Genomic DNA, 20,597 nt, shown 5'->3' with positions numbered 1-20,597 from the left:
TATTTTGAGGAGGAGTTTTATGGAGAAGAAGAGCACACGAAGGTTATTTGTTGTGTCTGTCGTTATGATTATTGTAAGCGTTTGTTTATCTGGTTTTTTGCAAACTTCCTTTGGAAAGACAGAAATTATTAATTTTAAGGTTCCAACTGAACATGGACAGTGGTTGTCTGGACAAATATATAAACCTAAACAATCGAGCGCAGAGAACAAGGTTCCTTTGGTTATTACCGAGCATGGTTATCTAAACAATAAACATATGCAAAATGTAAATGCCATTGAATTATCACGAAGAGGAATTGCTGTCATGACATTCGATGCATACTATCATGGAAAATCAAGCTCGGCGAGTGAACCGGTAATGGAGGCAGTTGTTGCAAATGGGGAGGGAATGATACCTCTAGTGGAATTTGCCTACCATAATCTGAATTACATCGATAACCATCGGATCGGTGTTATGGGACATTCTATGGGGGGGATGTCAACATGGATGACGTTAATGCATTATGGTTCACAGTATTATACTGCAATGGAAAAAGCGAAAACACCGGAATCGGAAGGCGGAGAAGACATTACGGATCGTGAACTGGAATATGCAAATTCTTTGAATAAAGTATCAGCAGGACTGCCAATAGGAAATATCCGTTTATCAAGTGAAGAAGCTTTTAGCCAAATTCACGCTAACTTAGGAATTATTTATGGTCAATTGGATGAGGGGAATTATGATTTGTCCCAAGGAAATGGTGATCTATCCAACAATGCTCTTGAAGGTTTAGTCGCAATTAACTCGATTTTTCCAAAAGAGGAACAGCAGTCAAGCTTTGAGGTAGGTCAATATTATGGGGATGCGGAAAGCCAGACGCTGAGAGTCGTTCATAATCCTAAGCAAACGCATGAGTGGGCACATTTTTCCCAAAAAACAGTTGCTGAAACGGTCGATTTTTTCAACCATTCGTTCGGGCTCTCGCCAAAAATAAAAAATACCGATCAGCTATGGATCTGGAAAGAGCTTTTTAGTTTTATCGGATTATTGGGCATCTTTCTATTGATTTACCCGGCATCCTATTACTTATTAAAAATTCCGTACTTCCGGCAGTTAAAATTAACAAAAGAACAAAAAAGTTCGTTAACGGGTACGATGCAAACGGAAAAGAGTACAATGAAAACCAGACTTTTTTGGATAAGCTGGCTGCTTAGTTGGCTGTTTTCTGCAGTTGGAGTCATTGTAGCCTTAAAACTAGACCGGTTTATTTTTAAGAGCACGTCCAGTTTCATGTCTGTAAAATGGTTTCCCCAGCCGATTACAAACTATATTATGATATGGGCGATCTTTAATAGCCTTGTTGGATTGGCCCTGGTTATTTGGAAATATAGACAGGAGAAAAGAAATAGTGCTGAGCTTTCTATTCAACATCTAGGATTAAAAATCGGTCTGAACCCCTTGATGAAGACTTTTATTCTTGCTCTATGTATCTTTGGAATCTTTTTTACGGTTGTATTTTTGGCAGAATACATCTTAAATGCTGATTTTAAATTATGGATACTGGGGGTATTTACATTCCATTCAGATAAGTTCTTGGTGTGGATGAACTACCTGCCATTCTTCTTCATTTTTTATCTGACGAACTCGTTGTTTATAAACAAATTGAGTTTCAGCAATATCAAGTCTGAAAAAGTAAACATGATTGTCGCTGGATTCGGAAATGTGCTTGGAATCATGATGATCAATGGAATCCAGTATGCTGTTTTATTTATGACGGGCAACTCATTCTGGCAAGAGACGAGACTTTATCCCATGGTTTTACTTCCCTTTATTTTCTTATTATTTGCAGCGGCAATGATTAGTCGAAGCCTATACAAACTGACAGGAAACATTTGGCTCGGTGCAATGGTGAATACATTGATCATAACGATGATTGGAGTTGCTAACACGGCTACCTTGGTTCCTTTTCAAACTTAAACACACACAGGAAATTTACAGTAATGCAGGGGGAAGCGAATACCTGAAATCTAGAAGTACCAGTTCCTCTGCACTGCAGATGGAATCGGTGCTTTTTTTTGCAATATATTAACCGTACCACCAACACCAAACGTTTTTTGTTCAGAATTTCGATATATATGCATATAATATTTATTTTGGTATAATAGTTAAAATATTACTTTATGATCTAACCATTACATATATTTTCTCTACTGACATTCTATATCAAGAAGGAAAGAAAGGAGGTGAATAAATGAAAAAAGTAGTACTAATCTTATTATTAGCGTGCTTCTCTTTCTCTACTAATGCATTTGCTGCCTATACTGCAACATCTCATGATTTGACAGTTAGCCAACCAGCTCAATATAAATTAAGTGTTGGCCTATGGAGTTCTACGAATGAAACCGTTGATCTAACGCTTTATTCGAAAGGACCATCTGGTCAACTTAGTACAGTCTTCACGACTACCGTGAATATTGGGCCAACTTCTTCAAGTCCTGTCGAGTATTCAGTAGGTTATCTTAGCCCTGGAACTTATGTCCTCAAAGGACAATTCCAAGGGTCTTATGGTAGTTTAGGACCTGTTAGTTTGAATCAAGCCAATTAATAAAAGACATAGAGATTAAAACGGCCAAGCTCAATCGTATGGCCGTTTTATTTTTTTAATTGAAAAAGGCTCGGTTCAAAAAAATTGACAATGGAGTTTTAGAAGAATTATTTGGCAGGAGTTATGGGGAATTCGAAGAAGATACTAACAGCTGGTAGAAGAAAGAGGTTAGTGGGCGCTGATAGCGTGGATTGCCTAGTCTTAATCAAGTAATCCCTTTACTTATTTTCTTAATGTAATACCTGCTTATTTCTACCCAAAGCCAGCTGTAGAAAAGCGAGAACACATAAATGATGGCGATCGTACTCAGGCTAAATGTAGATGAAACTGCCGGGCCCAGAACAGGAAATCAAAAAACGTATAGCAACAAAAGGATTCCTGCCCACAAAGACAACGACCCGGTAATCACGACCGGCAAACGTATGTTCAAATATATCAGCGAACCGCCAACCCCAAGCCCCAATAAGCCTGTCGTGAAAGGAAAAACGATCAGTTCGCTTGGTTGGATAAAAAAGAGAAGCAACATCGTGAGCAAATAGGCGGTCAGACCGGAACCGACGGAAAGGATCGTACATAACACAATGGGGGCTGTAGCGAGGGGACTAATCAAGTAGCCTATCCCTGGCAGTAACCCTCCCATGGATTGAAAAATGGCGGATAGCGCGTCAAGAAAAGCGACCGTAATCATGCAGCACATCCTGTCTTTTAATGAGAGATGTGCTGCCGATATAAAATAATGCGGTATATATTCCTATTGATTTAATCCGGCACATTTCGTAATACTTTCTCTATATTTACCGGGAGTAATGCCTTCGATCTTCTTAAAAACCCGAATGAAAACAGTATCGCTTGTATAACCGACCATCTTGGCAATCTGTGCGTTGGTCAGCCCAGGATCCGACATCAGTTTCTTAGCGTGATCCATGCGTACGACAGTCAGATAGTCGTTGAAGTTCTGTCCACTCACTCTTTTAAAAAATTGTGAAATATATTGCGGCGTGATCTGCAAATGCTCAGACACTAAATTCAAGCTCATGTTTGGATCGGCGTAATTCGCTTGAATGCAGGTTTGAATTTGCAGAAGGAGCTGTTCATTGTGATCGCTTCGTTCCAGTTTGAACGATTCGGCGGCCGATACATACAGGTCCTTCGCTTTTTCAAACATTTCGTCGGTTGTTTTACAGGAAACCAGGAATCGCACAGGGTGGATGTCACCTTCTGTAAGCTTCCGGTAGGCCAGCGTATCCGAATCCGATGCCATGATACGCAACAGGGTACCGGCAAGACTGAATAATAAGCACCTCCCAAGCTCCGGAGTGATGGATTCGTCGCGAAAATTTCGATCGAACAGCTGTGTGAGCAGTTGGATAACTTGCTCTGTATCGCCGCTTCGAATACAGTTAATTAACTGCAGCTCGGTTTCGACGGGGTAATAATATTGCAGCTTTTTCTGGCGAATATCATGATAGTAAAAGGTCGACAGCTGCCCATTGACCATCCTGTACTCTAAGGCGGCAGCCGCTTCCAAATAGGCTTCCCCAATCTGATGCTGGCCCTTATGAACGCCGCTTACGGCTATGCTGATCTCCAGCTTGAACCTAGTCTCCAGCATGCGATGCAATTCGGATACGATGTCCTTCACCCGGCAAGCCGGATGATCCATCTGATCCGGCATTAGATTAACGAGCAGGGCCAGCCGGTCTTTCTCCAAGTCGATCGTATGTATCGTATGGCCTTCGTAGATTGAATCTTCAGCCAGATTGGAGATGATAAATCGCACCAATGCCCATTGTTTTTCACTTTGGTTCGGTGCGAACCGGGACATGTCGTCCACTTGAACGAGAATGACGGCAAAATGAGGAAATGGAAAATGGATGCCCATAAATTCCAGCGACTGTTTCATTTGCTCTGGAGGTTCAAAGTAGCCTTGAAGCACACGATGCAAATAGTTAGAACGAAGAATGGGCAGTTGTTGAGTCAGTTTGTTTTTAATATGCCTTTCTTCATCCCAGGAAATCTTCATCATTTCCAGGATGTAGTCAAATTCATTCACAGCAGGTTTACGTGGATGAGACTTTCCGGCCTGAATCGCCTCTATCATTCTCTTGATTGGAAAATAGTTTCTGTACGCGATTCCATATGCAGCTGCACTCCCCGCAAGGATACATAGCAAGAGAAGCCACAGCGCAAGATGCTCCATTTGTTTCACTTTCTGTAGATATATATTCAAAGGCATCACAGCAATATAGTACCATCCGACTTGTCCCGAGGTTGTGAATGATACCGTTACATCTTGACCGTTCAGATTGTAATTGCGTAAACCGGAGTTCGACTTCAGTTCATTCAATATCGAGTGTGATAACGGACTTGCACCAGGGGTACTACTGATGAGTTCATGATTTTGGTTCACGATATAAACGGAACTCCCGTTTGCGGACTCGATTTGTCGTGTCATTTCGTGAATCTTGGTTTCATCGATCAGAACCGTAAGATTCCCTTTAATATTGGATGTGTCTTCGACCGGCAACGATTGCATAAAGGTAATCACTTGCATGGGGTCATCCTTCAGGTAGCCGTTTCGTTGTAAGGTGGAGGACGGCAGGTATGTTTGACTATGATAGCTAGTCATCTGCTTACGCCATTCTTCATGGGTCAGATGTTCAAAGCGATAATATTTATCATAAAAGTTGTGAGAATCGGTTACGAGATTCGGTTTGATTACAGAATCGCTTCGGTCCAAAAAAATATAGAAATCGTACACAAAATCCTTGGTAATTCTCGAATGCATGTTTAAATAATCTCTTGTAAACTGGACCAAATGATACCGTTCTGACAAGTCTTTGTGTTCCGTATCCAATAAATAACGCAGCTTCGGATTGAGTATAATTTGATGGGATAATTGTTCAATTTCTTTAAAATTGCTGTCTATATTGAGACGCATCTGCTCCAGCATGCCGAGATTGGACCGTTCCGCATTGGATTTCATGATATGTTCAATATTGGTATAGAACACAAACCAAATCAGGATGGGAACCAGGAGCAGAAGACAATTGGATACGAGCATCCTGATGAATAGGCTCCTTCTTTTGCTTCCGGCATTCTTTCTTCGAATGATTGAAAACATGGCGATCCTCCTAGTATAGAAAAGCTTGCTCCATCCCTATAATTCGGGAAGAGCAAGCTTGCTCCCTTCGTTGGATGACCGATTCGTGTGATGATCATTCTTTTAACGCACCAATCAGGACACCGTGCACAAAATACTTTTGCAGAAACGGGTACAGGCATAATATTGGAAGTGTAGATATGATAATCGTCGCATATTTGATCGTGATCCCGATGTCCAACCGATCTGTGGCTGCTGCATCGGTCGTCATACTGTCCGTACTATTCGAGATCAGAATTTCACGGAGCACTAGCTGTAGAGGAAATAACTCCCGATCACGCAAATAAATCAATGCGCTAAAGTATGAATTCCAATGTCCCACTGCATACCACAGCACCATGACGGCAATAACGGGCATCGAAAGAGGCACAATGATTCTGCTCATAATAATCCAATCATTGGCCCCGTCGATCCGCGCGGATTCCTCCAAACTAACGGGTACCGCTTGAAAGGCGGTTCGCATAATGATCAAGTTAAATGAACTGATAGCCCCGGGCAAGAGAAGAGCCCAAGGCGTATCCAGCATGCCGAGACTGTTCACCAGCAGAAAGGTTGGAATCAGCCCCCCATTGAACACCATCGTAATCACGATGATGAGCATGATGGAATTGTTGAAATAGACGTTGCGGCGAGAAAGGGCATAGGCACCGAGCGTTGTCATGAATAGGTTAATGATTGTGCCGCCAGCAACATAGAAGAGGGTGTTCCGGTAGCCGGTCAGAATCATGGGATTATCTATAACGGCTTTATACGCATCCAGATTAAACCCGGTCGGGAAAAACAGCATGCCGCGAAATCGGGCGATTTCTGCAGGATCGCTTAAAGATGCGAATAATACGTATAGGAACGGATAAAGCGTGACGAAGCAAAGCAGGAGCATGAAACATGTATTGACGACGGAAAATATCGATTCACCCAGGCTGCGTTTGTGAAACATACCGGTCCTCCCTTACCACAATTTATGTTCGCTCACTCGTTTGCTAATGGAATTGGCGAGTACGATCAGAATGAAGCTGATGACCGAATTGAATAACCCAACGGCAGCGGTATAACCGAAATCGGCTCCCAGGATACCTTTCCTGAATACATAGGTAGAGATGACATCGGCCGTCTCATAGGTCATCGGATTGTACATCAAAATAATTTTCTCGCTCCCGACGGAAAGCATGGATCCCATGTTGAGAATGAGCAATATCACAATGGTCGGCATGATCCCGGGCAGGGTAATATGCAAGGTCTGTTTCCATCGTCCCGCTCCGTCAATCCGGGCCGCATCATAGAGAGTCGGATCAATGTTGGCTATGGCGGCGAGATAGATAATAGAGCCCCATCCGATTCCCTGCCAGACGCCGGAAGAGACGTACATGAACCGAAACCACCCCGGCTCCTGCATGAAGGCAATCGGTTCAAGTCCGATCATGCCAAGAAGTTGATTCACCAGACCGTCGCGGGCAAAGAAATCGATCATCATCCCGACCACAACGACGATGGAGATAAAGTGCGGGAGATAGCTTATCGTCTGGACGATTCGTTTAAAAAAACTCCTGCGAATCTCATTAAGCAATAAGGCAAGTATGATCGAAGCGGGGAACGCAAACAGCAATTCATAGATATTGATCAGCAAGGTGTTCCGAATCAGTCTCCAAAAATAGTAGTTTCCAAAAAAACTTTCAAAATGATCGAAACCCATCCATGGACTTCCCCAAATTCCGTCGGCAAGTCCGTAATCTTTAAAAGCAATTTGCAGACCATACATGGGTCCGTAATGAAAAACGATGTAGTAGGCAACGACGGGCAGCAGGATAAGATAAATGTAGCGGTTCCGTATTATGTCCTTTTTTATCATGCTCCATTTCTTCTCTGCCCGGTTCCCCGTTGCCGTCTTCACAATGTTTCTCTGTACATTAGGCATGGTTTACTCCTTCTTTGAATACCGGAGAACGGCAAGCCGCAAGCTTTCCGTCTCCAGTGTAGTAGGCATGTTATCGGTTGTTATAGCGTTCCAATCCGGATTGCTGCATTTGAATTGCCTCGTCGATACCCATGCTTTTCATGGTAGCGACATACTCATCGAACTTATCCAGCGATTCTGCGCCCATAATGAATTTAACGATCATTTCATTTTTATACGTATCGATATCGTTCATGATCGAGGCATATCGGCTATTATTTTCCCGGGCGATGGTGATCGGAGGCATTCTTTTTTCATTCGAAGGTTCTGCCCAGACCGTCAAAGCCTCTTGCTGCTCCGGTCTGGCCGCATATTGCTCCATATAGCGTACATCCTGCAAGAAAGGACCCGCATCAGCGGACAAGACATGCTGTTTCAGGGATTGGGCAAGCGGCAATCCTTCCGGATTGTTCATGACGGAATCCATATATTTCGGATAACCGTCAACCATCGTATAGGATGTGCCTTCTTTACCGAAGTTCATGATCATTCGTCCTTCTTCACTATAGAAATAATCGAAGAATTTTACGGTTTCAGCGATGTGCTTGTTGCTTTCAGTTATAGCAGTGAATATGCCGACAATCTGATTGTCCATTTGACCGAATATCGGTTTACCGCCAGATTGTGACGTCGGATAGGGTGTGGCAATAAGCTTGAATTGCGGTTCCTTGGACTCCATTAAATCCATAAACCTGCCCATGCCTCCGCCTACAGCCATAACAGCCGCACCGACCTGATTGCCGGTTATTTTTGCATCGTACATTTTGCTGTCATTGGCTGCAAAGTCTTTGTCCAGCAAGCCTTCATTGTACCAACGGTTCATAGTTGTAAGGTATTGCTTATATTCGGGTTGAACGGGGCCATATTTAACCGTATTTCCTTCGTGATAGAAGCCGTTCGGGATGCCAAAAGCGCCAGTAAAGGCAAGTTCGCCTGCTCCCATCATGATCGGAATTTCATCCGCCTTTCCGTTGCCGTTGGGATCTTGTTCCTTAAACGCTTTCAAAACGGTATACCATTCGTCGATGGTTCTGGGAATAGGCAAATCCAACTTGTCCAACCAATCTTTACGTATAACCGGGCCGGAGTGGGTTTGCAGTTTTCTCACGGGGCGGATGAACGGAAAACCGATAAGATCGCCATCGTCCGTTGACGCCTGTCTTCTCCATTCCGGGTTTTCGTCCAGCAGCTTTTTGAAGTTAGGCGCTTGGTCCAAATAGTCATTTAATGGAATGATCTTTCCATCCTTAATCGCTTTTTGAGCGCCTCCCGGATAATTATTCCACGAATATTCAACGACATCGGGCAGCGATTTCGAGGCCATCATCAAGTTGAATTGTTCGCCAGCTTGGCCTTGGGCCGGGTGTTGGTAATCGATTTTGACACCGGTTTTATTTTCGATTTCTTGAATAGCGGTAATCTCACCATAGCTTTTCATAATAGCGGCTGCGTCGGGATGCATCTGTTTCCAATACGATAAGTTGCTCAAAGGTTGGGTTGACTCTGTGGATTCCGTACGCCCCTTTGGCATCTTCTCACTACTGCAGCCGGCCATCGCTGTGGCAACCAGTCCCAGAGATGTTATAACAGGTATAAGCTTTTTGATGATGTTCCTGCTCATCTGCATAAACCGTAGTTCCTCCTCCATATTTGATGTGCTTTTGACATATTCAGCATAAAGGATGGTTGTTTTTTCCGGAATCATATAAAATCAGGAAAGGGTTGCCATTATTAAGATCAAGCACTGGCGAATATAAAACTGAATCGACCATATTAAAGATTGGCCCTTATAAGTGGGGAGAGATTGCAAATCATTGGGGTTAAGCAGCGAGCCGCAAGCCGCAAGCTGCAAGCTGCGAAAAAATCTTCGCATAGTTTCAACAAGTTAAAGTCGGAGACGTGCATGAACTGCAACAAACAAAAAGAGTGGACGCTAGATTGTGAACAGCCGTGTTTGATGCTCCACGCGATCTCGTGTTAGATGTTTGGACGGAAGAGGAGAATCTGTTGAAGTGGGGAAGCGAATGGGGATAGATAAGAATGTGTGAGGAGGGGAAATAGATGACATTTGTTTATTAAATTCTGACCCATTTATTGCATCGGGGTGCAAATCATTTGAAATAAGGACGCTAAAGCTGGCCAACGAAGAAAATAATTATTTACTAGCGAAATGGGGGCATTTAAACAATAATGGAATTATTATTTGTTTGGACTTTAAGGTTCTCGGGTTCGCGAGTATCCAAACGTTAGACGAAATCATTTGAAACAGGGAAGGATGGGAGACAATGAAATTAGAGGTTTTAAATGTTCCCTCGTATTGGAAAACTGAAATGAAACAAAAATATATTCAACTTTATGAGGAAAACAGCAAGTTGGTTGTTCTGTTTCCCGGAAAAAACTATCCTTGTGATAAACCAAGCCTACATTTTGCTGGGTCTTCGGCACTTCAAAGCGGTTTTGATTTATTGGTACTGGAATATGGATATCAAGCTGCGAGAACGAATTTGGATGTTAATGAACTGCAAAGAGTCATAGAAGATAGCCACGAATCGGTTCAACGAATCATTGGCAAGTACAAGCAAGTTGTTTTTATTAGTAAGAGCATAGGGACAATAGTTGCTGGTGAAGTTCATGGGAAACTTGAAATTCCAATCAAACACTTATTTTTGACACCAATCAAAGATACAATTCACTATATCAACAAGTTTAACGGACTTGTGGTTTATGGAACAAAGGATGAAGTGTTTAATAATGAACTTGCAAATCAAATTAACATAGACAAAGTTAGAGAGGTCATTGAAATTCCTAATGCCAATCATTCTTTAGAGACCGAAAATGTTGAGGACAGTATTGAGATTCTAAGTAAACTCGTAAGGATATATATGGAATTTCTAAGCAAGTAATCGGTTGTAGGTTAAACAAAGTGACTTCGTCTAATGCCTAATCACACTTCGGCGTACGCACCTTAAGTCGCTGGTGCTAACAACTCATAGAAAAGGGGCATCCGCAAGATCTTAGATCTTTTGGGATGCCCCGTTTGAGTCAAATATACGCTTTACAAGCGTCAGTTGATATTTTGCATTTTCGCAGGCGATGGAGCCGCACTGGCTGACTTTCGTTTAGCCAGATCCATTTTACGCTGCAGCATGCCAAGCACGATATCCGCAACGATCGCCAGCACAGCGGCAGGAATGGCACCTGCAAAGATTCGGAGGGAGTTGTTGCTGTTCAATCCAGCGTATATTTCCCGTCCCAGCCCGCCTCCACCGACGAGGGGAGCAATCGTTACTACGCCGATGGCGATGACGGCGGCAATACGCAGACCCGACATGATATAAGTCAACGCAAGCGGAAAACGCACTTTCACGAGCATTTGGAAGGGGCTCATCCCAATTCCTTTTCCGGATTCAAGATAGCTGTGGTCGACCTGTTTTAACCCAACGTACGTATTACGTGCAATTGGATTCAGTGAATACAGGAAGAGTCCCACCATGACCGTTGTCGTTCCGAGTCCCATCCATAACATGAGAACCACGAGCATCGCCAAGCTTGGTACCACCTGAAGGATGTTGGTGATAAACAAAATGATCTTGGCAGCCCATTTGCTCTTAGAGCAGAGGATGCCAAGCGGTACTCCGACGATGAATGCCAGTCCCAGACCGATAACCACCATTGTAATATGCTGGATGAAATACTCCCAGAGCAACCCCTGATTTCGTGATATATACGACAAAAAGTCGGCAAATGTTAAATGTTCATTTTCCATGCTTACCCTCCTTTAGCTTTTCAAGAGGCCCTGCTCTTTCAAGTACGCGATCGCGACCTCTCGTTCGCTTTTCTTCTCAATGTCCACCTGATAATTAAGCGATATCATCGTATCTGCATCCAAATGACCGATTAAAGGCGCTATCGTATCCTGGATTTCAGGATGCTTCTTTAAAAGGTCCGAACGCAATACCGGACTTGCATCATATGGAGGGAAGAATTGCTGGTCATCCTGAAGCGTCTGCAATTGGTAGGCTTTCAGCCGGGAATCCGTAGAATAGGCCAACACGATATCCACCTGCTCATTGGCTACCGCACTGTATACCAGGCTGATTTCCATGGGGAACACCTGACCGAATTTGATGTCATACGCTTTGGAGAACGCCGGATATCCATCCGTGCTTCTCTCCAGCCACGTCGTATCCACCCCAAGCTTCATACGGTCCATGTCTTTTTTGACATCGGAAATTTTGGTATATCCATTGGCTTCGGCCAGATCCTTTCTTACCGTGAACGCGTAGGTGTTCTCAAAACCCAGAGGGTTCATCCAGGTGAACCCGAAGTGTTCCTGAAATCCATCTTGAGCTTCCTTCAAGACTTTGGCGCGGTCTTTGGTACCGCTGATCGGGAAATGGTTGTTGAAAATCTCACCGGTATATAATGTTGCCATCTGAACGTCGTTTCTTTTCATCGCATTGATGACCAATGAACTCGATGCCAGATCCGGGATAATATCCACCTTCAGATCGGTTTGGTCTTCAATCAGAGCTTTATACATTTCAGCCATAATCTTGGTTTCGGTATAGGTTTGAGTCCCGATCGTAATCTCGCTTTGAATTCCGCATGCGGAGGTTAAAGCGGCAAGAGCCATCATGCAGATTAACATCGGAGCCCATTTAAGCTTTTTCAGTTTCATCACGCCTTCCTTGTTCCGTCCGCCTCGCTGTCTACGGTTGATGTGACTCATATCGCAGCGTCCCGGGTCTGAGTCTGATGGTAGTGTTTGCTTAGCCAGCCCTCAAGCAGCCCAAGCAGACCGTCAGCTACAAGTGCCAAGAGAATGGCACCAATGCCACCGATGAAGATCATCTCGGGCTTGTTGACACCAAGTCCAGATACAATAAGCTGGCCTAAACCGCCAGCACCAATCAGGGAAGCCAGTGTTGCCCAGCTGATGATGTACACGGTCGTAATGCGGATACCGGACATGATGTAAGGAAGCGATAAGGGAAGCTGAATCCTCAAAATCGTTTGGGCGGTGCTGTATCCCATCCCCCTGGCCGAATTGAGCACCCCTTTATCCACGGAGTGAAAACCGTCATAGGTATTCCGCAGGATGGGCATGAGGGAGTACAAAAATAGCGCGAGTATGGCCGGCTTCATGCCGATGCCGAGAAGCGGAATCAGAATAGCCAGAAGAGCCAGGCTTGGAACCGTCTGAAACAGGTTCGTAATGAAAAATACGATGCTGTTCATCCAGCCTATCCGGTTGTATACCAACAGGATTCCGATCGGTACGGCAACAACAGTCCCCAAAAGCACGGCAGAGAATGAGAGGACCAGATGCTCCTGCAATGCATTTAGAATATCCGGATAACGTTCCGTGATAAAACTCCAGAATGCGTTCATATCACTCACCCTCTCCGTTCAGCACCGGAGGAACCATCGTTGGATAGACTTCGGCCAAATGTTTAACCACACTGCCTCTTGTGATTAATCCGAGGAACCGGTTATTACTGTCTATGACAGGAAGATTACTGAGCTGATGGCTGTCCATGATCTCGATGGCCTGCGGAAGCGTGCTTCCCGAAGCCACAGAAAAACGGACTGGATGCATAACGTCAGCCACCGTTTTGCCTTCCTCGCCGTATTGGTCGAGAACCCGGTAGATTGAAACCGCTCCTTGTAGCTGACGGTTACGGTCCACGATCAGCAGAGAATCGACACGCTTCATTTCCATCATCTTGATGGCTTCAGCTAATCCCCGGCTCGGGAATGCCGTGACCGGATTCGTAATCATCACTTCATCTACAAGCGGAATTTCATAGGCGCTTTCATTTTCATTTTGCAGACGTTTGGAACCGATAAAGTCACGTACAAAATCGTTTGCGGGATGCCGTAAAATGCTGTCCGGTCTACCCGTTTGAACCACTTCGCCATCTTTCATCAGAACGATGGTATCCGCTATTTTAATAGCTTCATCCATATCATGCGTCACAAAAATAATGGTTTTATTGAGTTCCTGCTGAAGCCGGATCAGCTCATCCTGAAGCTGCTCACGGCTGATCGGATCCAGTGCGGAGAACGGCTCGTCCATCAGGATGATATCGGGTTCAGCGGCAAGCGCCCGCACTACGCCTACGCGCTGCTGTTGTCCGCCGCTTAGCTCGGATGGATAGCGCGTACCATAAATGGTGTGGTCCAGTCCGACCATGTCCAACAATTCATTTACTTTTTGATCTGTTTTGTCTTTATCCCACTTTATCAGACGTGGAACCACGCCCGCGTTCTTGGAGATATTCATATGCGGAAATAAACCAACGCTTTGAATGACATAGCCGATATTGCGCCGCAGTTCAACCGGATTCAATCTCGAGATATCCTTCCCGTCAATCAGAACTTTGCCCGATGACGGCGTATTGAGCGCGTTGATCAGCTTCATGGTAGTCGATTTGCCACAGCCACTCGGTCCGATGAGGACGGTAATTTCCCCTTTTTTGAATTCCAGATTAATATCTTTCAGCGCGTGAAAGCCATTATCGTAAACCTTGTTCACAAGCTCCAGTACTATCATTCAATCGCCCCTTTGCAAGCAGTATCCATATTATGCGGAGCATTTGGCATATCATCCATCGGGACCCAAAAATTGTTGAAGGAAAAGTGTGGTGCCAGAGATAAGGGAAGGCTTCAGCCTTGTTATGTAGAAATGGAAAATGAAGCTAAGCAAGTTAGCTTTAAAAGAAATCAAAATGGAATAGGATTAAGCGCATGATTAAGGGGTGGAGAAAGATCTAAGAGGAAGCCCTGAGGGTACTAACAATTTAAGTTAAAAATCATCGTTATGGTATTGACTTACATACCCAAAATTCCACCTTTATATGCATTGTAGCTTTCCAAACTGTGCAATCCCTTGTTACATCCATCCGAAGAAGTATTCCAAGCCTGTATGCCCCTGTTCGTATTCGGGAAAATATGCGATCTCATACATGAATCCCTGTTATACCTGCGAGAATCAAGCAGCTATGTCATGGTGCCACTGCTTCCCTCGGCCCAAATGGATATATGCAAAATGCGTAAGCAGGCAACGAGTCCCTTTCGAGAAGGACCGTATAACTGCCTAATGCATTAATATGTCTAATACTATTACCCAGTTAGCATTAGTTTGAAACATGTATACAGAACGATTTTTTATTTTTAGTACTTCTGGTCCAGAACTGTCCATGAAGCAGACCCGCTTTGTAAGGACATTGCTCAACCGGAAAGTATGGGCGATCCAAGTTTTGAGATTTTTGAGTATTGTACTATGATAAACTTGATTCCATTATTGATTCGAACGATGGTATGGGACAGTCCCCTTTAAGGAGTGGTAGATATGGCGCGTGTGTTATTTATTAATGGCGGATCTGAGGGACATATCAATCCAACGATTGGTGTTGTGCAAGAGCTTATTTCGCGTGGAGAAGAGGTCGTGTACTTTTGTATAGAAGCTTTTCGGGAGCGCATCGAGAAGGCGGGGGCAACCGTTCGAACATTTGACGATCAAAAATTTATTAAAGCCTTTATCTCAGGTGGGAGAGATTATTTGCTCGAAAGAGCCAACGGTCTTTTACTTACGGCAGATATCGTCATACCAAGCGTTCTTGAACAGATCAATGGAGAGCATTTTGATTATATCATTCATGATTCCATGTTTGGTTGCGGTCGTTTACTTGCTCAAATTCTTAAGCTTCCTGCAATCAACTCTTGTACTACTTTTGCGCAGACAAAAGAATCATTCGATAAAATGCTGGAACCATTTTTTGTGAATGTCCCTGCAGACATCGCGAAACCTATAAACGATAAATTCCAAAGCCTGACGGCAATGGTGCAGGAAAAATATAATGTGGAGATCGATTCGTCTTACGAAGTGCTGTGCAATCCTGCGCCGCTTACGATTGTTTATACAACAAGGGAGTTTCAACCTGAAGAAGAAGCATTCGACCAATCGTATAAATTTGTAGGTCCATCCATCTCTTCACGATTAACCCAAGAAAACTTCGACTTTACTGCAATCCAGGGGAAAAACCCCATTTACATATCACTGGGTACCGTGTTTAATCATGCAATGGATTTTTATAAGCTTTGTATTGAGGCATTTGGGAACACGGATCATACCATCGTCATGTCGATTGGGAGTAAAGTCCAAATTTCTGATTTAGGTGAAATTACTACAAACTTCATCGTAAAGAATTACGTTCCACAAACAGATGTACTGCAACATGCTAAATTATTTATTACACATGGTGGAATGAATAGTGCCCATGAAGGTCTTTATTATGGGGTTCCGCTCATTGTAATTCCACAAAGCGCGGATCAGCCAATCATAGCGGGGCAAGTCGCCAATATCGGAGCAGGCATAACATTACAAATGCAAAGCTTGACTGCAAATCAATTGCGTGAAGCTGCAGATCATGTGTTAAGCCTCTCATCTTTCAAGAAAGCCGCCGCCAATATTAGGGAATCCTTTCGACGATCAGGTGGGTATCATCAAGCTGTTGATGAGATTTTTGAATATAAAAGTCAATATAGATCTGAATAAAGAGCGTGCACTGGAAAAAAAACACGGGACCGACAGGATCATGAGCATATAACTATAGCACCGTACAAACAGTCAATAACTGTTCACACGGTGCTATTCATTTTCATGTCAATCCTTGAGATAACGGGTTCTATCGTTATGATAAATATATGTATATTTTGAAGCATAGAACTCTTCTAAACGCGAATGTCAATACCAATATTCCGTTGTGTTTGAAGGTTATTATGCTTATTCTTGTCTGCATCCTGATTATGCCTTAGCGTATCCGCAGCGTTTACAGTTTGAGCAGATACGGATACATCTTCCTTATGATCAACCTCTCTGGTGACGATCTTCTTGTTATCGCTTTGAATCTCTTCTTTAGTGGCTTCGATCTTTTCACTCATTTTACGATCCAATTCAGTAATTTTCTTCTCGATGTTTAGCGCTTCATCGGTTTTCGATTTATTAACTGTCAATTCTAGATTCTTTCTCATTTCCGATTTGCCTGGGTCGCCGGGTTCATTCTCACCTCCAAGAAGAGCTCTTCCCTTTCTTACTTCATGCCTAAGAGTGTCAGTTTCCACTTTCAGTGATCTACGTACACTTGCCATTTTGGTCAATTGGTCATGTAGATTACTAGCTTGTAAAAACTTTTCCATTGATATACCTGATACATCTTGCTTACCTGTATCCGTTTCGATTTTATTATTCGAATTCTCCTTTTGAGAAGAAGCACTGTTGTTATTTTTATTCTCCTCAGTCTTCTCCATTCTCTTCTGCATAATTTGAGATTCAAGTAATTGCATATCCGTGGTTAAAAGTTTAATTCTTTCATCTTTTTGTTTAGAGTCCAGCTTTTCGTCTGATTTAATACTCGCGATTTTTTCATTAATAATTCCTTTTTGATTAATTAGCTGCTCAATCTCTCGGTCAATGGGAGACATAATATTTGTTCTTGACTTTACAGGCGGTGTAGACGATGGTCTGCTGGATACGCTTGAAATTTGAGGCATTTAAACACGTCCCTTATAACGAAATGGTCAATATTTCCTTATGGTTATTATCGGTTGTTAACCATATGAATATTAGCTAGAATTTTAAGAGAAAAAGTTATGACCTCTTATTGAATTTCAAGCGGATTTAAGCGGAAAAGTAAGGGCTTTTTTACTGCTCCATCTGTCAACTCCACATTGTAGATGAAAGAAGTTGTTAGAGTGTGTTTTACTAAATGATTGAACTAGCGAGAAACGATAGTTGATTAGTGGAAGGAATGGAATCAGATAACACAGTATTCAAACTATTGGACTACCACCGCTTGTTAGTCAGATGTATAATCATGGAAGGGATTACCTGAACATGAGATGAAACACCTGAAAATAGTAATATTAAACAATGATTCAAGGGACAATGGGCCGTAAATTAGTTTTTAGTTTTAATAAGGGGGCTAATATCTTGGATTTATTTTGGATGGCAGCGTTATCTCAAATTTTCATTATTTTATTAGTTATATTGTTCTTTGTAGGATTATTTCGATTTGTGAATAGATTAATTTTACACACAAAAAATACAAAAGAAAGCTTAAGAAGAATAGAAGACAAAATAGATAGGCTAAATCAAGAATTAAATAAGACAAATGAATAACTTTAAAATAGGCAGTTCGTGAATACAAGAACTAAGAACATAAACGACTTATTTAGGGGGAGAACGCTTGATTAGAAAAGAGATTCGAGCGACGATATAAAAGAAAGCATTTATTACAATCAATATAGGTGGCATATTTTTAGTTATGAAGTACAAGATTGTTTGAAAGCACATGAAGCAAGAAATGCTTTTAATACCGAAAATAAAGATGAATTATATGTTATGTACCAGAACTCTCCCAGTGTACTTCTATACAGTAATGCAAAAGCAATAGTCGCGGAGGATTTTGATTCTCAACAAGATATATATATTTTCGATAAAAACTTTACTTGGACGTATGTAAATACTCATGAAGACATGTGTGGGCCCTATTTTTACAAAGTGAAATAATTTCGACAGACAGTAACCGGGTGAATCTATACTTGGGAGGGATTCAGAAAATTGGATAGAGAGAAGAAGTACTGCTCACCATATCTGCTCCTAAGGAAATGTATGAAGGAAACCATAATATCGACTTAGAATATCCTCATATCGAGATTAAAGGTTTCTTTAATGAAGTAACCGAAATCAATCAATTCAATATGATTGGTGGTCATCGTACTATGGTTGGTTTTGAGGGGCAATAAGAACTGTCTAGGGTTGGGTTGTTTCGTTAGTACCCACGTAAGCATATTATAGAGAATAGATGATTGAACGGAGTTGTATCTCATGCTGATACTAGAACGAGCAATAAAAAGTGATGCCTCAAAACTTGCTGAAATACAAAAGGCCAGCTTTGATGATGAATCGAAACATTTTAATAATAATGAACTCTGTGGCCCACTAGGATACGATTCCGTAAGTTGGCAAGAAGAGATGATGCATAGTGGTGAATATTTTAAAGTGCTCTATAATGGAGAAATCATTGGGGGCGCTATGATATTTATAGAAAGCAATCAAGTACATAATCTAGGGCGGATTTTTATTGATCCAAACTATCAGAATCAAGGAATCGGTAAAAAAGTAATGAAAGAAATTGAAGGAAGTTTTCCGGATAGCGTAAAATGGTGGCTTGATACTCCTAAGTGGAGTGTCAAGAATCATCACTTCTATACAAAGTGTGGATTCACCAAAGTCAGAGAAGAAGGTGACCTATATATTTTCGAGAAGACTTTCTAGTTCCGTATCAGGAGTAAATATGACGTTCTCGGAATAAGTTCCATCTGTTGGAGACTTAATTATCTTTGTATATGTTTTTTGTTGTTTTATTATTAAGTAGTTAGTTGAGCCTGAAATAAATTAACCTGAGAACTGCGAGGACATGAAGATGACGAAGAAGCTATATTACGAATCCGCTTATATTCGGGAGTGGGAGACACGAATCACACGCAGGCTGGAGCGGGAGGACGGGACCTATCTAGTAATGGAGGAAACGGCTTTTTATCCGCTCGGTGGAGGGCAGCCCTGTGACCTAGGGTGGATCGATAAGATTCCCGTTCTTGATGTTGTTCAGGAAGAAGGAGAAATTCTGCATAGAGTCGAGCGTTTGCCTGAGAAGGAAGAGGTTAGCTGTCGTTTGGATTGGAATAGAAGATTCGACCATATGCAGCATCATAGCGGCCAGCATCTCTTGTCTGCCATATGTCTGGAAGTATGCCAGGCGGAAACACTCAGTTTTCACCTGGGTCAAGATTACACTACGATTGATATCGCCCGATCTGACCTGTCTCAGGCCGAACTGATGATGCTGGAATTGGAAATTAACGATCAGATTTACCTTAATCGAAAAGTAACGAATTATTTTGTGAGCCGGGAGCAGGCTGCTGCCCTGCCTCTTGTGAAGCAGCCAAAGGTAACCGGCGATATCCGGATCGTTGAAATCGAAGGTATCGAATATAACGCTTGTGGAGGTACACATGTCTCCGCAACGGGTGAGATCGGAATGATTAAACTGCTGAGAGCCGAGAAGCAGAAGGGGCATATGCGCATCTATTTTAAATGCGGATATCGAGCGTTGAATGAATTTAATGCCGGAATGGAGATTCTCGGCAGCCTATCGGCTAGGTTTAATACCGGAAAGGAAGAGATTCTAGATCGGATTGCAAAATGGGATCAAGAACAGAAGCAGCTCCAAGCTGAATTGAACGCCGTGAAGGCTGAGAATGATGCTTACCTGGCGGGAAAGCTGTTGGCAGACCGTCAAGGCAGCCTGATCAAACACGTTTTTGCGGACAAGCCGCTGAAGGATATGCAGAACCTGGCGGCCAAGCTTACCGAAGAAGCTGAACTTATCGTGCTCTTCGTGTCCAACGCGGACAATAAGCTAGTCCTCGCTCAAGGAGGAAAGAGCGGACTCGCCTGCGGTGCGTTCTTCAAGCAGTATCTGGCTGATTATAGCGGTAAAGGCGGGGGCAGCGACAAGATGGCACAGGCTGGTTTTGCCACCGGGGAGGATGCCATGGCGTTTTTCCATTTTGCGGCACAGTCTTTAAGTTAGCCTGAAGAGGAGTAAGCGGTCTATAAGTAGAAAGTATCCAAGCGGTTTAAGCAGATTTTTTTGTTTTATAACTAAGGGGCGTAAGTCCCTAAGTGTGAATAAGACTGAAACTCTCGCATGCGGTTACATGAAGGTTCGTGCTTTTCAGCCATCGAGTAAAGAGTTGTATATGTGTGGGGGTTAAAAGTTGACATCGATGGCAAGTAGCCCTGAATATATGAAATCTACGCATAAGC

18 protein-coding genes are annotated in these 20,597 nt (G+C 42.8%); 8 read left to right on the top strand and 10 right to left on the bottom strand.

Annotated elements, in window-relative coordinates:
- Nucleotides 1-19 precede the first annotated feature (19 nt).
- Nucleotides 20-1,957, top strand: a complete 1,938-nt coding sequence (locus MHH48_RS25045) for an alpha/beta fold hydrolase (protein ID WP_076325787.1) — start codon at nucleotides 20-22, stop codon at nucleotides 1,955-1,957.
- A gap of 274 nt (nucleotides 1,958-2,231) precedes the next feature.
- Nucleotides 2,232-2,585, top strand: a complete 354-nt coding sequence (locus MHH48_RS25040; protein ID WP_076325788.1) for a hypothetical protein — start codon at nucleotides 2,232-2,234, stop codon at nucleotides 2,583-2,585.
- A 349-nt stretch (nucleotides 2,586-2,934) separates the two neighbouring features.
- Here MHH48_RS25040 and MHH48_RS25035 read toward each other — a convergent pair whose 3' ends face one another.
- The 5 genes from MHH48_RS25035 to MHH48_RS25015 form a co-directional block, all read right to left on the bottom strand.
- Nucleotides 2,935-3,273 carry a hypothetical protein gene (locus MHH48_RS25035; RefSeq protein ID WP_256720800.1) on the bottom strand — a complete coding sequence of 113 codons (339 nt, stop codon included), beginning with the start codon at nucleotides 3,271-3,273 and terminating at the stop codon, nucleotides 2,935-2,937.
- Between the two features lie 63 nt (nucleotides 3,274-3,336).
- Entirely contained in the window at nucleotides 3,337-5,709 is a 2,373-nt protein-coding gene (locus MHH48_RS25030; RefSeq protein ID WP_076325789.1) for an AraC family transcriptional regulator, read from the bottom strand.
- A 94-nt stretch (nucleotides 5,710-5,803) separates the two neighbouring features.
- Entirely contained in the window at nucleotides 5,804-6,685 is an 882-nt protein-coding gene (locus MHH48_RS25025) for a carbohydrate ABC transporter permease (RefSeq protein ID WP_076325790.1), read from the bottom strand.
- A gap of 12 nt (nucleotides 6,686-6,697) precedes the next feature.
- Nucleotides 6,698-7,660, bottom strand: a complete 963-nt coding sequence (locus tag MHH48_RS25020; RefSeq protein WP_076325791.1) for an ABC transporter permease subunit — start codon at nucleotides 7,658-7,660, stop codon at nucleotides 6,698-6,700.
- 70 nt (nucleotides 7,661-7,730) lie between these two features.
- The gene (locus MHH48_RS25015; protein ID WP_083659818.1) at nucleotides 7,731-9,326 is read right to left on the bottom strand and encodes an extracellular solute-binding protein; all 1,596 of its coding nucleotides are present in this window, start codon (nucleotides 9,324-9,326) and stop codon (nucleotides 7,731-7,733) included.
- A gap of 658 nt (nucleotides 9,327-9,984) precedes the next feature.
- On the opposite strand from MHH48_RS25015, the gene MHH48_RS25010 reads away from it, so the two are divergent.
- The gene (locus tag MHH48_RS25010) at nucleotides 9,985-10,602 is read left to right on the top strand and encodes an alpha/beta hydrolase (protein WP_076325792.1); all 618 of its coding nucleotides are present in this window, start codon (nucleotides 9,985-9,987) and stop codon (nucleotides 10,600-10,602) included.
- Nucleotides 10,603-10,763: 161 nt separating this feature from the next.
- Here the strand turns inward: MHH48_RS25010 and MHH48_RS25005 are convergent, their stop codons facing one another.
- Genes MHH48_RS25005 through MHH48_RS24990 form a run of 4 tightly spaced genes read right to left on the bottom strand, consistent with a single transcriptional unit; the run spans nucleotide 10,764 to nucleotide 14,258 of the window.
- Complete coding sequence (locus tag MHH48_RS25005; protein ID WP_076325793.1) at nucleotides 10,764-11,465, bottom strand: ABC transporter permease; 702 nt, start codon at nucleotides 11,463-11,465, stop codon at nucleotides 10,764-10,766.
- Nucleotides 11,466-11,477: 12 nt separating this feature from the next.
- Nucleotides 11,478-12,431: a glycine betaine ABC transporter substrate-binding protein gene (locus MHH48_RS25000; RefSeq protein ID WP_083659819.1), complete on the bottom strand. Its 954-nt coding sequence runs from the start codon at nucleotides 12,429-12,431 to the stop codon at nucleotides 11,478-11,480.
- Complete coding sequence (locus tag MHH48_RS24995) at nucleotides 12,428-13,093, bottom strand: ABC transporter permease (protein ID WP_076325794.1); 666 nt, start codon at nucleotides 13,091-13,093, stop codon at nucleotides 12,428-12,430. The genes MHH48_RS25000 and MHH48_RS24995 overlap by 4 nt, the downstream gene beginning before the upstream one ends.
- Before the next feature lies 1 nt (nucleotide 13,094).
- Nucleotides 13,095-14,258, bottom strand: a complete 1,164-nt coding sequence (locus MHH48_RS24990) for a betaine/proline/choline family ABC transporter ATP-binding protein (protein ID WP_076325795.1) — start codon at nucleotides 14,256-14,258, stop codon at nucleotides 13,095-13,097.
- Nucleotides 14,259-15,056: 798 nt separating this feature from the next.
- Here MHH48_RS24990 and MHH48_RS24985 point away from each other — a divergent pair.
- Complete coding sequence (locus MHH48_RS24985) at nucleotides 15,057-16,262, top strand: macrolide family glycosyltransferase (RefSeq protein ID WP_076325796.1); 1,206 nt, start codon at nucleotides 15,057-15,059, stop codon at nucleotides 16,260-16,262.
- 176 nt (nucleotides 16,263-16,438) lie between these two features.
- On the opposite strand, the gene MHH48_RS24980 is transcribed toward MHH48_RS24985, so the two are convergent.
- Nucleotides 16,439-17,257: a FlxA-like family protein gene (locus MHH48_RS24980; protein ID WP_144023518.1), complete on the bottom strand. Its 819-nt coding sequence runs from the start codon at nucleotides 17,255-17,257 to the stop codon at nucleotides 16,439-16,441.
- Between the two features lie 439 nt (nucleotides 17,258-17,696).
- Between MHH48_RS24980 and MHH48_RS24975 the strand changes: the two genes are divergently transcribed.
- From MHH48_RS24975 to MHH48_RS24960, 4 genes are all read left to right on the top strand, one after another.
- Complete coding sequence (locus MHH48_RS24975; protein WP_076325798.1) at nucleotides 17,697-17,885, top strand: DUF4083 family protein; 189 nt, start codon at nucleotides 17,697-17,699, stop codon at nucleotides 17,883-17,885.
- Nucleotides 17,886-18,047: 162 nt separating this feature from the next.
- Nucleotides 18,048-18,275 (top strand): DUF4275 family protein, encoded by a 228-nt coding sequence (locus MHH48_RS24970; protein ID WP_076325799.1) that lies wholly within the window; start codon nucleotides 18,048-18,050, stop codon nucleotides 18,273-18,275.
- A 318-nt stretch (nucleotides 18,276-18,593) separates the two neighbouring features.
- The gene (locus MHH48_RS24965) at nucleotides 18,594-19,043 is read left to right on the top strand and encodes a GNAT family N-acetyltransferase (RefSeq protein ID WP_076325800.1); all 450 of its coding nucleotides are present in this window, start codon (nucleotides 18,594-18,596) and stop codon (nucleotides 19,041-19,043) included.
- Nucleotides 19,044-19,191: 148 nt separating this feature from the next.
- On the top strand, nucleotides 19,192-20,361 hold the full coding sequence (locus tag MHH48_RS24960) for an alanyl-tRNA editing protein (protein ID WP_076325801.1): 1,170 nt from the start codon (nucleotides 19,192-19,194) through the stop codon (nucleotides 20,359-20,361).
- Nucleotides 20,362-20,597: the final 236 nt, after the last annotated feature.

The organism is Paenibacillus sp. FSL F4-0100 (genome assembly GCF_037993005.1).
Lineage (GTDB): Bacteria > Bacillota > Bacilli > Paenibacillales > Paenibacillaceae > Paenibacillus_AQ.
The sequence above is the reverse complement of the archived record's forward strand: the minus strand, read 5'-3'. Positions and strand labels throughout refer to the sequence as shown.

Excerpts from the sequence above, each read along its gene's own strand:
- MHH48_RS25045 (WP_076325787.1), top strand. The coding sequence starts at position 20 with ATGGAGAAGAAGAGCACACGAAGGTTATTTGTTGTGTCTGTCGTTATG.
- MHH48_RS25040 (WP_076325788.1), top strand. The coding sequence starts at position 2,232 with ATGAAAAAAGTAGTACTAATCTTATTATTAGCGTGCTTCTCTTTCTCT.
- MHH48_RS25035 (WP_256720800.1), bottom strand. The coding sequence starts at position 3,273 with ATGATTACGGTCGCTTTTCTTGACGCGCTATCCGCCATTTTTCAATCC.
- MHH48_RS25030 (WP_076325789.1), bottom strand. The coding sequence starts at position 5,709 with ATGTTTTCAATCATTCGAAGAAAGAATGCCGGAAGCAAAAGAAGGAGC.
- MHH48_RS25025 (WP_076325790.1), bottom strand. The coding sequence starts at position 6,685 with ATGTTTCACAAACGCAGCCTGGGTGAATCGATATTTTCCGTCGTCAAT.
- MHH48_RS25020 (WP_076325791.1), bottom strand. The coding sequence starts at position 7,660 with ATGCCTAATGTACAGAGAAACATTGTGAAGACGGCAACGGGGAACCGG.
- MHH48_RS25015 (WP_083659818.1), bottom strand. The coding sequence starts at position 9,326 with ATGCAGATGAGCAGGAACATCATCAAAAAGCTTATACCTGTTATAACA.
- MHH48_RS25010 (WP_076325792.1), top strand. The coding sequence starts at position 9,985 with ATGAAATTAGAGGTTTTAAATGTTCCCTCGTATTGGAAAACTGAAATG.
- MHH48_RS25005 (WP_076325793.1), bottom strand. The coding sequence starts at position 11,465 with ATGGAAAATGAACATTTAACATTTGCCGACTTTTTGTCGTATATATCA.
- MHH48_RS25000 (WP_083659819.1), bottom strand. The coding sequence starts at position 12,431 with ATGAGTCACATCAACCGTAGACAGCGAGGCGGACGGAACAAGGAAGGC.
- MHH48_RS24995 (WP_076325794.1), bottom strand. The coding sequence starts at position 13,093 with ATGAACGCATTCTGGAGTTTTATCACGGAACGTTATCCGGATATTCTA.
- MHH48_RS24990 (WP_076325795.1), bottom strand. The coding sequence starts at position 14,258 with ATGATAGTACTGGAGCTTGTGAACAAGGTTTACGATAATGGCTTTCAC.
- MHH48_RS24985 (WP_076325796.1), top strand. The coding sequence starts at position 15,057 with ATGGCGCGTGTGTTATTTATTAATGGCGGATCTGAGGGACATATCAAT.
- MHH48_RS24980 (WP_144023518.1), bottom strand. The coding sequence starts at position 17,257 with ATGCCTCAAATTTCAAGCGTATCCAGCAGACCATCGTCTACACCGCCT.
- MHH48_RS24965 (WP_076325800.1), top strand. The coding sequence starts at position 18,594 with ATGCTGATACTAGAACGAGCAATAAAAAGTGATGCCTCAAAACTTGCT.
- MHH48_RS24960 (WP_076325801.1), top strand. The coding sequence starts at position 19,192 with ATGACGAAGAAGCTATATTACGAATCCGCTTATATTCGGGAGTGGGAG.